This is a genomic window from Pseudofrankia coriaricola (assembly GCF_032027725.1).
In the GTDB taxonomy this organism is placed as follows: Bacteria; Actinomycetota; Actinomycetes; order Frankiales; family Frankiaceae; genus Pseudofrankia.
The window spans coordinates 274,760-287,637 of sequence record NZ_JASNFO010000003.1; the positions used below are offsets into that span (position 1 = coordinate 274,760).

The 12,878-nt window shown below is 70.7% G+C and carries 12 protein-coding genes and 1 other RNA gene; 5 read left to right on the forward strand and 8 right to left on the reverse strand.

All coding sequences use genetic code 11. The features are described from left to right. Nucleotides 1-15: 15 nt before the first annotated feature. A complete protein-coding gene (locus tag QOZ89_RS04955) occupies nucleotides 16-141 on the forward strand; it encodes a hypothetical protein (protein WP_274536539.1) in 126 nt (41 codons plus the stop codon). A gap of 544 nt (nucleotides 142-685) precedes the next feature. Here the strand turns inward: QOZ89_RS04955 and QOZ89_RS04960 are convergent. Beyond that, nucleotides 686-2,098 carry a collagen-like domain-containing protein gene (locus QOZ89_RS04960; protein ID WP_312623087.1) on the reverse strand — a complete coding sequence of 471 codons (1,413 nt, stop codon included), beginning with the start codon at nucleotides 2,096-2,098 and terminating at the stop codon, nucleotides 686-688. A gap of 806 nt (nucleotides 2,099-2,904) precedes the next feature. Here QOZ89_RS04960 and QOZ89_RS04965 point away from each other — a divergent pair. The 4 genes from QOZ89_RS04965 (at nucleotide 2,905) to QOZ89_RS04980 (ending at nucleotide 5,983) form a co-directional block, all read left to right on the forward strand. Further along, nucleotides 2,905-3,216: a cold-shock protein gene (locus QOZ89_RS04965; protein WP_071050308.1), complete on the forward strand. Its 312-nt coding sequence runs from the start codon at nucleotides 2,905-2,907 to the stop codon at nucleotides 3,214-3,216. 1,541 nt (nucleotides 3,217-4,757) lie between these two features. After that, nucleotides 4,758-5,072, forward strand: coding sequence for a hypothetical protein (locus QOZ89_RS04970; RefSeq protein ID WP_131804085.1), 315 nt, complete (start codon nucleotides 4,758-4,760; stop codon nucleotides 5,070-5,072). Between the two features lie 11 nt (nucleotides 5,073-5,083). Next, on the forward strand, nucleotides 5,084-5,410 hold the full coding sequence (locus QOZ89_RS04975) for a hypothetical protein (protein ID WP_312623088.1): 327 nt from the start codon (nucleotides 5,084-5,086) through the stop codon (nucleotides 5,408-5,410). 186 nt (nucleotides 5,411-5,596) lie between these two features. After that, nucleotides 5,597-5,983, forward strand: coding sequence for a hypothetical protein (locus tag QOZ89_RS04980; RefSeq protein WP_241841911.1), 387 nt, complete (start codon nucleotides 5,597-5,599; stop codon nucleotides 5,981-5,983). 82 nt (nucleotides 5,984-6,065) lie between these two features. Here QOZ89_RS04980 and ssrA read toward each other — a convergent pair. The 7 genes from ssrA to ftsE form a co-directional block, all read right to left on the reverse strand. After that, nucleotides 6,066-6,438, reverse strand: a transfer-messenger RNA (tmRNA) gene (ssrA, locus tag QOZ89_RS04985). Nucleotides 6,439-6,715: 277 nt separating this feature from the next. After that, nucleotides 6,716-7,753 carry a YoaK family protein gene (locus QOZ89_RS04990; protein ID WP_312623089.1) on the reverse strand — a complete coding sequence of 346 codons (1,038 nt, stop codon included), beginning with the start codon at nucleotides 7,751-7,753 and terminating at the stop codon, nucleotides 6,716-6,718. A gap of 215 nt (nucleotides 7,754-7,968) precedes the next feature. Next, entirely contained in the window at nucleotides 7,969-8,436 is a 468-nt protein-coding gene (locus QOZ89_RS04995) for a VOC family protein (protein ID WP_071050314.1), read from the reverse strand. 126 nt (nucleotides 8,437-8,562) lie between these two features. Next, entirely contained in the window at nucleotides 8,563-9,903 is a 1,341-nt protein-coding gene (locus QOZ89_RS05000) for a class I SAM-dependent methyltransferase (RefSeq protein ID WP_312623090.1), read from the reverse strand. 332 nt (nucleotides 9,904-10,235) lie between these two features. Then, a complete protein-coding gene (smpB, locus tag QOZ89_RS05005) occupies nucleotides 10,236-10,715 on the reverse strand; it encodes an SsrA-binding protein SmpB (protein ID WP_312623091.1) in 480 nt (159 codons plus the stop codon). Between the two features lie 202 nt (nucleotides 10,716-10,917). Next, nucleotides 10,918-11,790, reverse strand: a complete 873-nt coding sequence (ftsX, locus tag QOZ89_RS05010) for a permease-like cell division protein FtsX (protein WP_312623092.1) — start codon at nucleotides 11,788-11,790, stop codon at nucleotides 10,918-10,920. After that, on the reverse strand, nucleotides 11,791-12,621 hold the full coding sequence (gene ftsE / locus QOZ89_RS05015; RefSeq protein ID WP_312623093.1) for a cell division ATP-binding protein FtsE: 831 nt from the start codon (nucleotides 12,619-12,621) through the stop codon (nucleotides 11,791-11,793). It lies immediately after the preceding gene. Between the last annotated feature and the right edge of the window lie 257 nt (nucleotides 12,622-12,878).

Sequence of the window (12,878 nt, forward strand, 5' to 3'; positions counted from 1 at the left end):
GCCGAACCGACCACCGTGTTGCTGGGTGCCGGGAAGCGCCTGTTCAGCGAGATCGACAAGGACAGGACGCTGCTGAAGTTGGTGGCATACGACGCCTACCCCAACGGCGTCCAGAAACAGGTCTTCGAGGTCGTCCACTGAGCCCAACCACCCCGGGACAGCGTCGGCAGGCCACCGCGAACGCTTCGGCGGGCGTCGTGCCGTTTGGCCGTCAACGTCCACGCATTTCCGGCGAGCGGCGACGTGACGGCTGGGAGCAGAAGCGCGCGGACCGGGCCCGCCATGACAAGAAACAACGCCATCCAGGTCGATCACCACCATCCCAGGCCCCGTCAGCGGCGGGCCGGCTACCCGCTTCGATAGTGGTCGGCTATCGGCGCCAGCGAACCTACCTGCTCAGCGGAAACGTCCTCCACGGCCCGCGGAAACCTCTACAAGTACCACTACCACAGCTGTTTCGCATGTAACCCATACAGCACCGGCATCTGCTGGGCCGAACGCATCCCAGCTGACAGCTCGAGACCGAGATCCCGGGACGGCTGCGCTCGACGCTCGCGGCGAAGTCGCCTACCGTCTTCAACGGAGGGCGCCACCGGTTGAACCGGTGGCGCCCCGGAAGGTGTCGGTTTTCGGTTGGAATCTATTCGGTGTCTGTCCCGCCGAAGACCGACCGTTCTTCAAACCGCTACACGGCGGGCGCCGGCGCCGGCGCGGGTGCCGGCGCCGGCGTGGTCGGAATGGAGGGTGCCGTCGGTGCGGGGGCATCCACGGGGGGCTGTCCCACCGCGGAGGTCAACGGCTGGTCCGGACCATTGCCGTACCACCGATTCGGGCTGAACCAGAGCACCTGCTCGTAGGTGAACTTGACCTTCTTCTTGATTACCTTCTTGTCGCGCTTACCGTAGTCGGAGTTGTAGTCAGCCGGCTGGTAGGCGTCCGTGGCCGCGGGGTCCATGGTCGCCGAGCCCTCGTGACCGACGTACCCGTAGCCAGGGGAGTAGCTGGCCGGCTGGTAGGAGTCCGTCTCCCCGGGGTCCGCGTAACCGTCGTCGGAACCGGTGTCATCCGCGTAGCCGTCGTACGAGTCCCCGTACTCCTTCTTGTCGTGCTTCTTCTTGTCCTTGTCGTACCAGACGACCTTCTCCCAGGTGACCGAGTCCTTCTTCTTCTTGACGTTCTTGGGGTCCTTCTTGTACTCGTCCAGCGTAGACGCCAGTGTCGTTCCGGTGGGCGCCATCGGGTCGGTGATCTCGGCGAACGTGGCCGGGTCAACGACCCCAGCCGGGCCGGTGGCCTCGGCGAACGTGGCCGGGCCAACGACCCCAGCCGGGCCGGTGGCCTCGGCGAACGTGGCCGGGCCAACGACCCCAGCCGGGCCGGTGGCCTCAGCCGGGTCAACGGCCCCAGCCGGGTCCGCAACCTCAGCCGGGTCAACGGCCCCAGCCGGGTCGACGGCCCCAACCGGGTCGGTGGCCTCAGCCGGGTCAACGGCCCCAGCCGGGTCGGTGGCCCCAGCCGGGTCGGTGGCCCCAGCCGGGTCGACGGCCCCAGCCGGGTCCGCAACCTCAGCCGGGTCAACGGCCCCAGCCGGGTCGGTGGCCTCAGCCGGGTCGACGGCCCCAGCCGGGGCGGCGAGCGCGGTCGGGGCGGCGAGCGCGCCCTCGTCCGCGTAGCCGTCGTCGGAACCGGCGTCATCCGCGTAGCCGTCGTACGACTCCCCGTGCTCCTTCTTGTCGTGCTCCTTCTTGTCGTGCTTCTTCTTGTCGTGCTTCTTCTTGTCCTTGTCGTACCAGACGACCTTCTCCCAGGTGACCGAGTCCTTCTTCTTCTTGACGTTCTTGTAGGGGTCCTTCTTGTCTTTGCTCGGGTCCTGGTACGAAACCAGTGCGGCGTCGTCAGATTCCTCCGCACTCGGGTCGTCGATGCCGGGACCGTCTGCTTCGCCGTTCCCGTAGTGCTTCTTCTTGTCCTTGGTGTCGTACCAGACGACCTTCGTGTGGGTGAAGGACTCCCTCTCCTTCGTCACGCTCGGACCGTGCTTCGGCACCGCCGCCTGCGCGGCCGTCGTGCCCGTGCCGAGGGCAACGGCTACGGACACGAGACTCGATGCGGCCAAAAGGGCGACACGCCGCCCAATTACCCTCGTCATTCGGAACCCTTCCCATTGGATGTTTCCTTCGCCTGCTGGCGACAACATAACCGCCGGAACCCGGGGTGGCGGCAGCGCAAAACAGGCGTGTTGCCTGCGAGTTAACGGCGCCTTCTCTGTCGCACTTCGATGGCTAGATGAATGCCGCGGATTGTGATGTCAGTGTCTGTCCGCTGGCGCGCTTTCGATTCCCAAGAAGGCATGGTTGGGAGCGTCGAAGGAGTACGGTTCCGAGGTTTTACGGTCCGATCGGAAGAGCCGCCGACAGCGCCCTGGAAAGATTACAAAACACACCGCCTATCCGGAGCTTTTGCCCGCTTCCCGCTCGAGGAACTACCGGCGGGATCGCGGCGGTCGCTCCGTTCCCACGGCGGCGCGACGCCAGTGGCGCGAATTCTCCCGGTGCGGCGGAGATAAACAGCTCGTACGTCGGCACCGGTTTCACGGGGAAGAGGTCGCTGGGCCGGAATCATCACGTCATTGAGCAGCGGGTACCAGTCAGTGCGGCGCTGGGACGGATAGGGACCAACGGCCATGAGCTACATCGCGGACCTGCGACGACTGGTCGGGGCGCGACCGCTCATCCTTCCCGGAACAGGCGCGGTCGCACCGTCAGGGTGCGTGTGAGCGCGACCCCGCTCGCGGCCGGAGACAACGGGCCCACCGGTTCCGTCCTCGTCATGCAGGTTCTGGACGACTGACAGAGGCCAACCGCGGCTGCCACGATCTCACTGTGGTCGTGGGATGATCTGCTCGTGACGACGCGCGGCACCGTTCGAGAGTGGTCGCACGAAGAGGGTTGGGGAGTCATCGACTCACCCGAGACCCCCGGCGGTTGCTGGACCCACTTCAGCCACCTGCTGATTGCCGCCTACCGCGGTCTGCATCCTGGCCAGCAGGTCGAGCTGGACTGGGAGGCACCTGGCCAGGACGGCTACCCCTACCGCGCCGTGCGTGTCTGGCCGGCGGGGCAAGAGCCCGTCGAACCGAAAATCGTCGGCCAAGGAGAAGGCGGCTTCAGTAGCACTCTCACCATCAGCTGGGACGACGACCCAGCCCCGGCCTGACGACACGGCGCTCCCGGTCACGTGCCAGAAAAGCCGGCAAACCAGCCGCCGTCCACCGCAAACGGACGTGATGAGAAGCCGGGCCGGGCTGGAGGATTCGCGCAGCCGTTGGCCCTAGAGCCGCGTCTGGCAACGTTCGCGCGTTTCGGAACGGCCTTTTCAAGATCAGTCAGACGTTACGCGCCACCGGTGACGGGCGACGTCTGACTAATCTTGACTTTGATGGTGCCAGCGACGGGGTGAACATTCGCTGGAGCGGCACTGGAACGCGGCGCGCGCGGCCTCGGCGAGCGGGGCACCCTTACCGATCTGAACGACTCGCCCCGGAAGAATTTCATCCCTTGGCGAAGTAGTCCGCAAGCATCGCCTGGGACCATCCGGCCCGGCGGCCTTCTCCCCGAGGATCGAACTCGGGGAACCAGGGCCTGATGTCCAGGACCGGAGTTCCGTCGACCGCTGACGGCGGCGAGCTGGTAGGACTCGGACGGCTCGCCGCGACCATGCGCGACCGCATTCTCAGCCGCTGGCCCTCACTTCAACCGCTGCCCGCACAACGGCCGTAGGGGCGCCCGCGCGGGCCGTTCGCGTCATTAGACGATCTCGAAGTGTATCGGGCGGAGCCTTCGGCCAGGTGGCGGCACGCGTGGCGGTGAGCGGCGCGTCGCGGCGTTCCGCTTGACGTCGTGTGGCTGGGCTCACCCGTGCCGGGTATGCGGACGGAATCAGTCCGTGCCCGCGTGCTGGGGTACTGGTTTACCCTGGGCACGTGGTCACCATCCGGCGTCGGAGCTTCGGCGCTGTCTGGGCGGTGGCACTACTGGTGATCGGCCTGTTGGGCGCTGGCGCCGGCAGCGGTGGATCTGGTGCGGCCACGTCGGACCGGGCGCTGGCCGCCGTTTCTTCGGTCGTAGGTTCCCCGGCCCGCGCGCATGTGGTCGTTCCTCGCGTCGATGGCCGCATGGCGCTGTCGGCGAAGCTGGCCCCCGATCATCCTGGTGATCTGGCCGTCGCGGCGGTGCTCTTCGCGCTGGTGATACCGGGTCTCGTCTGGTGGCGACGGGCTCCCGGCCACGGCCGCCGGCCGGACAAGCGCAACGGTGTGTGCGGCGCCCGTGGCCCACCATCCAGGCGGGTAACGCCGTAGTAAGACCCTTGGCTGCGGCTCGCTGATCGCGCGACCGGAGGATCACGGAAATCCGGCCGGTCCTGACCGGGCGCCACTTTGTGGGTGGCCCGGTGGCGAGGGCAGGCAGTTGTCTTCTGACCGGCTTGGCCCTCCAGGTTGACCCGCCGGACATCCAGCTATCCCCCGACAGCTATCCCCCGACGTCCGCAACAGCGGCGTTGCGGCGTTGCCAGACGCTGCCGGTGATCTGCCGCTGGGGTAGCGCTTCCTCGCTGTGCGTTTCCTCATCGCCCACGGGCCCGGCGTTCTTCCGCCGCGTTTGAGACGACGCAGCTGTGGCCTTCACATACACCTTGCCTGGCGCCCTCCGCCCGTCGCGGACCGCGTCCAGGGACACCGTCATGGAGAAAAGTCTGTGCATTCAGGACTCGACTGGGGCCGCGTGCTGCTCGTGGTCCCACTACTCGGCTTCATGTTCATCGCGCCAGCGATCGTGGTCTGGTGGGATCTGCGTAGAGACCGTCGCCGGTTCGGTCTGGACGCGCTGTCGCGGCCCATTCGCTACACCGCCGATGGCAGGCCTTGCCGGGAGGGGCTGCCACTGCCTACCGCCAGCGGTGCTGGCGCCGACCCGGTAGCCGTCGACGTGCCGTTGAAGGGACTGCGCATCCACACCGGCGCTGCTCCCGGGCCGACTGCCGACCCCGAAGCGTCCGCAACGGGCCGGTGACTCCCCGTCAGATGTCGCCTCCGATGGCCCGCGCGCTGTTGCGGGCCGGGTTCGTCGCGGTCGCGGTCGCCGCGGCCTGTACCGCGGCGTTCGGTGACCGGTGGGAGACCCTGGCGCCGGTCGCGGTACCGGCGGTCCTCGTCGGTCCGGTGCTGCCATGGCGGCAGGCGTCCCTGCTCGCGGGCTACACCGTCCTGGCCGCGGTCCTCGTCGTGCACGTCCACGACACGACGGTGCTCGTCGACAGCGGCTGGCGGCGGATCGGCCACTCCGTCCTGCTCGCCGCCATCACCGTGGCGGCCGCGGCGATCCGCGACCACGCCAGCCGCGCCAACTAACCCGGGCAAGCCGACGTTCGACCCAGTGAATTTGAGTATTCGCGCTCAGGCCATGCCGGGGACCGATGGGAAGACTGGCTTCTCATGCTCACCTCGCCGCCGGCACGGACGCCAACCTCCACCCTTGCGCGAGCCTTCCACGGTTGGGCCGCCATCCTTCTGATCGCGGCCGTACCGGTCGCGGTCGTGGGACTGCTGGGACAGGACGACTACCCGGGCGTCCCGCGCTCGGAACTCGACTACGCCGTCCGACCGCTGGACATCCCGGCCGGGCGGATGACGACCATCGGCGTCGTCGCTCTGCTCCTGGCGGCAGCCGCAGCGGCGCTCCTGCTACACGGGGGCCGCCGCGGCGCCGCCGACCCGCGCCGGTGGCAGGTGATGTGCCCGCTCGTTGGAGTCGGCGTGATCCTCGGCTTCGGGTACCACGTCGCGACCGCCGGAGTGATCGGCGCCAACATCGGGTTCGGGCTCGTCATCTTCTTCGGTGTGCCTCTGGTGGCCATGCTGCTGGTGGTCGCGGCGGCCCGGGAATGGGCGCTGCGCGCCGAGGCCAGGCGACGCGCCCCCTGAAGCGCCGGTCTGCGTCATAGATGCTGGCCAAAAAGCAAGAACCCCCGCCACTCGCGTGACGGGGGTTCAAACATGCTTACGCTTGTGGAGGTGGCGGGAATCGAACCCGCGTCCTCCGGCGGCGCGTCAGGGCTTCTCCGGGCGCAGCCTGCTACTTATTTCTCGGCCCCACCGGTCCCGCAGGCAGGCCGGTGTGGGCCCAGTCACTGTTTGATGTTCCGCGCTACCCCGTGACCGGGTGGCGAGGTGATCCTCCTAGCGATGCCAGGTCCTGGGCCGGAGGAGCTCCCAGGCTGACAGTTACCTATATCCGTCAGGCCGCGAGGGCGTAAGCGGAGGTAACAGGCTGCGTCTTGTTGGCAGCTATTCTTTTGAGCGGATCGTTTGCGAGATAACCGCTCATCCTCGGCCCGCTTCCCCTGGCGTGGCGTCCGAAGTCGAAACCGGTCACCCCCAGGTTCAGGTTCCACGATCACCGAGGCGAGTGACGCGCCCTGGCGAAGGTGGCTCACACGCCCACCCATGCCTCGCGGCAATACGATGACCGTGTGTCATGCCGTGCTGTGTAGTTCAAGAGGAGCAACGAGCCCAACGGGCCCTGGCAATCAAACATACCCCCGGCTGCTCCACCCGGCAAGTTCGTTTCCCGCCAAGCAGTACAACGCCCGCCAGCGGAGCTTGTTCCCGCCCAGGCGGGAGGGCCCGCCCGCGTGGGGCGTTCTGGCACCGCTCTCAGGGCGGACGGACGCGGCCGGTGGCGACCTCCAGCGCGACGACGACGGCGAGCGCGGACGCCAGCGCGAGCGGCACGGGCACGCCGCCCGCCCGGTAGGTGGCCGCGCCGACGAGCGCGCCGCTGAACATCATGACCGGGGCGGCGGCACGCCGCCGGGTGCTTCGGCCGAGCTCACGGGTGCGCCAGCCATCAGCCGCGATCATGGTCAGTTGGGTCGTCAGCACGTTGGTCGGAATGTCCGGCATCGCCAGGCGACGCCCGGCCGCGTTCTGCATGCCCATCGCCAGTGCCAGGACGGCGATCATCGCGTACCGCATCCGGCCCCTCTCGGCGTCGAAGACCACGGTGATCACGAGGCTGATGACGAGCAGGCCGGCGTAGGCCGCGGCCGTCAGCGCCAGCGGGCGCCGCGCGGCCCACACGGCCGCGTCCTCGCGGGGGGCGGGGTCCTCGCCGGAGGCGGCGTCCACCGTGGCGCGCGGCGGGCCGGTCCCGGCGCCGATCCCGCCGGAGGCGACCACCTCGGCGGCCGTTCCCAGCTCGCCTGGCCCCAGAGCGCCGGATCCCAGAGCGCCGGATCCCAGAGTGCCCGGTCTCGCCGCGTCCCCGCGACCGTGCCAGGCCGGTGACCGCCAGGCCGGTGACCGCCAGGCCGGTGACCGCCGGGCCGGTGACCGGCGGGGCGGTGACCGGCGGGGCGGCGCGCCGATCACAGCGCCGACGAAGAAACCGGCCACCGCGGTCGCGAGGAGCGCGGCCGAGTGGCCGGGCGCCCCGGCGAGGGTGAAGCCGAGGAACATGATGTTCCCGGTGACCATCGCGACGAACAGGTGGCCGACGGCCAGGAACACGACCGCGTCCACCAGTCCGGACACGAACGTCATGGACAGCAGGGCACCCGCCGTGGCCCGCGGCCAGCGCGCGTCCGGGCCGCCAGCCCGCCCGCCACGCCCGCCCCGCACCATCGCCAGCCCCCACCAGGCACACCGCAACCGCAACCGCGACCAGGCAGTCGGGCGCGTGCCGTCCGACATCCGAGGGCGCCCCGCGCCCTCGTCACAGTGTCGCCCGGCTGCCCGCGGACTGGCCGGCGGCGGGCGCGGGTGCCGCCCTCGTCCACGTTCGCCCGCCAGCACGCGACCGGTAGATCACTACCTCCGTGTCGTCACAGTCGCGGATTCGGCCAGATCACGACCGTGACGGCACGCCCGTGGCGATCATGAACGATCGTGGGCTGGGTGTCGCGGCGCTAGAGGCGCAGCGGGCGGATCGGGGCCGCGACCAGGGTCGGGTCGTTCTTCCAGTCGACGCCGGGGACGTCGATGTAGAGCTCGATCTCGTTGCCGTCCGGATCGACGATGTACAGGCTGTGCGTCACCGTGTGGTCGGAGGCGCCCGCGATTGAGACGCCGGCCTGGGTGATCTGGGCGAGCACCTCGCGCAGCTCGTCGTCGGTGTCGCCGACCTTCAGCCCGAAGTGGTACATGCCGACGCGCCGGCCGCGCGGCAGTTCCGCCGCATCCTCGCCGACCTCGATCAGCAGCAGCTCGTGGTGGGTCCGACCGGAGGAGAACCCCGCCGCTGGGAACGGCAACGGGCCGTCATTGGTGGGATCCGGAAAGACCTGGCGGAATCCGAGGATGTCCCTGTAGAACGACGCGGACCTTTCGATGTTGTGCACGTAGAGCACCACGTGCCCGAGTTCCTTGATCTCCATCGTCTCCGCCGCCTCCGGTCGCTGGGCCTGGTCACTGGGCCGGCGATGCCGCCCTCACATCCGACCTCACCTGCGGCCCCACTACATTGTTGCCAACGCAACCATGCCTGATCGACGTCTGTTCCGTCACCCCGCCGCGCGGCCGCCGGGCGCGGCAGGACCACCCGGCGCGGCAGGGCCGCTTGGCGCCGCTGGGGCGGTACAGACGAAGGCCCAGGGACGGTTGTGGTGACGCGTCATGACGAGGGTGACAGCCGGACCGCCCGCGACCAGGTCCCGACGGGCGGGAAGCAGCCGGCGTCGCAGGGTGTCGACGTCGCCCGCGAGGCCCCGGCGGCGCAGGTCGAGCGCGCCGATCCCCATGCCGCGCAGCAGGGCGGTGAGCCGGCGGACGTCGAAGGGCAGGCTGGCCTCGACCCGCAGCAGCCGGGCGAACGGCGTCGGGACCGCCTGGTCGGACGTGAGGAAGGCGATCATCGGGTCGACCTGCCAGGCGCCGAGCCGGCGGGCGAGCTCTCCGACGAGCCCGGCCCTGGTGACGGCCGGGCTCGGGTCGTACAGGTAGGCGCCGGGTTCCCCGACCTGACGCGCACCCACGCCGTCCTCGTCCGGCACTCCGGCGAGTGTCGCGGCCACGGCGCCCAGGAGGCGGCCCCCCATCTCGGGCGAGGTCTCCGGCGAGGTCTCCGGCGGCCCTCCCGCCGCCGTCGGGCCGTCGCAGCCCCACGGGCCGGCGTCGTCGGGCCGGACGGCGTCGAGCTGAACGTCGTCGAGCTGAACGTCGTCGAGCAGGACGGTGGCGCGCCGCGGCGTCCCGCCGGCCAGGGCGGGAGAGAACAGCACCGCCTCCTTCAGGTCGCGGCCGTCAGCGACGAACTCGATCTCCCAGCCGGGTGGGACGAGCGCCGTCGGCAGCCCCGGCGCCGCCTTCACCGCGACGGCGGGCACCCGCTCCGCCAGCGCGAAACACCAGGGCAGCGGCGGTTCGCTGGTGCCGGCGGCGAACCGCCGGCCGTCCGCGCGGCGCGCCGGGTCGACGAACACCGCATCGAGGCCCGCCAGGTCCACGTCCCGGACATCCGCGCCGCGCGCGTCGATGTCCGCGTCCGGCACGTAGACGCGCGCGTTGTGGACGGCGATACGCAGGTGCAGCGGGTCGCGGTCGACGGCGAGGAGCGGGTGACCGGCGCCGGCCAGCGCGAGCAGGTCCCCGCCGATGCCGGTACACAGGTCGGCGACGCGGCCCAGCCCGGCGAACCGGGCGGCACGGTGGCGGGCCGCCGCCTCGGCCGTCGACTGCTCCAGTCCTGCCCTGGTGAACAGCATCTCGGCCGCGCGGGTGAACGCGCCGCCCGCCCGCCGGCGCAGCTCCGCCTGGGTGAACGCGGCGGCGACCAGTCCGGGCTGCACCCCCTCGGCGCGCAGCCGGGCGCCGGCCCCGAGCTCGTCGCCGGCCTCGATTGCCACGGCCGCCCGCGCGAGTAGCCGCGCGCCCCGCGCCGAGGTCAGCTCGTCCAGCCATTCGGGCCCAGCGGGGCTGGAGGACCCAGAAGGGCTGGACGGCCCGGAGAGGCCGGAGGGGCCGGACGGCGCGGCGGCTTCCCCGTCCGCTGGCCCGCCCCTCGGCTCGGCGCGTTGCGCGTCGTAGCCGGGTCCCTCGTCCTGGGCGTCCGTGGACCCGTCGAAGGCCGGTGGAACGAGCCACTCGGTGTGGGCCAGCCGGCGGCGCTCGGCGCCGGACCCGGGACCCCCGCCGGCTGCCCTGCTAGGCGGCCGGCGACGCGGAGACGGTCGCTGGCTCAGCTGTGGCGGCCCTTCGCCCGGCGGCCCATGATGCGGGCCATCTCGCGCTTCGCGTCCTTCTCCGCGAGTGCGGTGCGCTTGTCATAGTTCTTGCGGCCACGGGCGAGTGCGACCTCGATCTTCGCCCGGCCGTCCTTCCAGTAGAGGGCGAGCGGCACGAGGGTCAGGCCGCCCTCCTTGGTCTTGCCGACGAGCTTCTCGATCTCATCGCGGTGCAGGAGCAGCTTGCGCTTGCGCCGTGGCGTGTGGTTCGTCCACGTCCCCTCGACGTACTCCGGGATGTGGACGTTGTGCAGCCAGACCTCACCGTGCTCGACCTGCGCGAACCCGTCGACGAGCGACGCACGCCCCAGCCGCAGCGACTTGACCTCGGTGCCAGTCAGCACCACGCCGGCCTCGTAGGTGTCGAGGATGTCGTACTCATGCCGGGCACGCCGGTTCTGCGCGATCGTCTTGCGACCGGTCTCCTTCGGCACCGTCTTCCCTCAACCGTCTTCCGTCTTGCGTCGTCTGTCGTCTTCTGTCTCGCGTCCGCGAGACCGCGCTCAACCCCGCGCGGCCAGCACCCCAAGGTCACGAGGGTACCGCCACGCCCGCCGCTTCGGGCGCCGCGGAGCTTCTCGTGATCGTTCGGACGACGGCGGCGCCAGGTCGCCTCGCGGCTGCCCGGCGGGCTCGTCAAGCCCGCAGGTGGCGGTGCAGCGCGAGGCTGCCCATCGCGGCGGCGGCGAGCGCGCCGAGTGCCACGACGGCGCCGCCGGACACCCACACCGCGTCCCAGCCGAACAGCGGGAACGTCGTCTGGTGCGCGAAGTGCCCGTCGACCAGGAACGCTTTACATATAACCAGCGCGGCCGCGGCCACCACTCCGCCCGTCAGTCCCGACAGGGCGCACTCCAGCACGAACGGTGCCCGGATCGTCGCGTTCGTCGCGCCGACGAGTCGCATGATCGCCGTCTCCCGGCGCCGGGCGTGCGCCGAGACGCGGATCATCGTGTAGATCAGCGCGCCGGACGCGGCCGCCTGCACGGCGGCGAGCGCGAACGCGGCGATGCTGAACCCGTCCAGCACCCGGTAGAGCGGCCGCAGCAGGGCCCGCTGGTCGCGCACCGCCTCGACGCCGTCGCGGCCGGTGTAGCCGAGGACGATCTGGTCGCCGGCGCGCGGGTCGACGAGCCGCAGCCGCAGCGCCGCCGGCAGGTCGGTCGGCCTCACCCCGGCGGCGACGTCGGGCGAGGACCGGAAGTCCCGCTTGAACCGCTCGTAGACCTGCTGTTTGTCCTCATAGCGGACGGTCAGCACCGCGGGGTCGGCCTTCAGGTCGTCGACCAGCGTGGCCCGCTGGGCCGGGGTGATGTCGTCGGCGAGGTCGACGACGACCTCGAGCTGATCGACCAGGTAGCCGTCAATGGTGTGGACCTCGGCGCGCAGGAGCAGCCCCGCGCCCAGCATGCCCAGGCACACGGCCGCGGTGATGACCACGGCGGACGTCACCGCCAGGTTGCGCCGCAGGCCGGCGCCGAGAATCGCGAGCAGTGGCCCGATTCGCACCTAGTCCACCCCGCCGCCGGCGCCGGCGGGAGCGCCCGCGCGGTCGCCCGCGTCCTCATCCGTCCTGACCCGGGCGGCCGTCGCGGTCGCTCGTCCCGGCGTCTGTCCCGGTGTCTGTCCCGGTGTCGCGGCGGTGCCACCCGCGTCATCCGCCTCGTAGGCGCCGCCGTGCTCGTCGCGGACGCAGGCGCCGTCCGCGAGCTCGATCACCCGGCGGCGGCGCGCGTCGACCAGCCCGGCGTTGTGCGTCGCCATCACCACCGTCGTCCCGGTCCGGTTGACGGCGTCCAACAGTCGCATGATTCCCTCACTGGTGGCCGGGTCGAGGTTGCCGGTCGGCTCGTCGGCGAGCAGCACGCGCGGCCGGCCGACGAACGCCCGCGCGATCGCGACCCGCTGCTGCTCGCCGCCGGACAGCTCGTCGGGATAGCGGTTCTCCTTGCCTGCCAGGCCGACGAGTCCCAGCACCTCGGGCACGACCGCGCGGACGACGTGCCGCGGCCGGCCGACGACGTCGAGGGCGAAGGCCACGTTGCCGGCGACGGTGCGGTCGGGCAGCAGCCGGAAGTCCTGGAACACGCAGCCGACGGCGCGGCGCAGCAGCGGCACCCGCCGGGCGGGGATCGCCGCGAGATCCACCCCGTCGAGGGTCACCAGCCCGCTGGTGGCCCGTTCCTCGCGCAGCAGCAGCCGCAGCAGGGTCGACTTGCCCGAGCCGGACGGGCCGACGAGATAGACGAACTCCCCCTCGTCGATCCGTAGGGTGAGGTCACGCAGGGCCGGCTGGGTACCCGCCGGGTAGGTCATCGTCACCGCGTCGAGCCGGATCATCCCGAGCCCCTTCCGCGCGGCCAGCGCGGCGGCACGCGAACCGCCGCCGCTACGGCCATCCCAATGCATCACCGTCCGAACTACTCTCAGCACTGTAAGTGACTGGATGGTCGTGACCGGTGAGCGGGCGTACGGTGAACAGACAGCGTCCGACAGTGTGGTCCGAAGGATCATGGCGGGGACCAGGGTGGCGAAGAGTCCCTCGCGGCCTGGTAGCCACCCGCGGATCCGGGAAGAACGCATCGTGGGGCGGTGCC

Excerpts from the sequence above, each read along its gene's own strand:
- QOZ89_RS04975 (WP_312623088.1), top strand. The coding sequence starts at position 5,084 with ATGTCGCCTCCGATGGCCCGCGCGCTGTTGCGGGCCGGGTTCGTCGCG.
- ftsE (WP_312623093.1), bottom strand. The coding sequence starts at position 12,621 with ATGATCCGGCTCGACGCGGTGACGATGACCTACCCGGCGGGTACCCAG.
- QOZ89_RS04995 (WP_071050314.1), bottom strand. The coding sequence starts at position 8,436 with ATGGAGATCAAGGAACTCGGGCACGTGGTGCTCTACGTGCACAACATC.
- QOZ89_RS04990 (WP_312623089.1), bottom strand. The coding sequence starts at position 7,753 with ATGTCGGACGGCACGCGCCCGACTGCCTGGTCGCGGTTGCGGTTGCGG.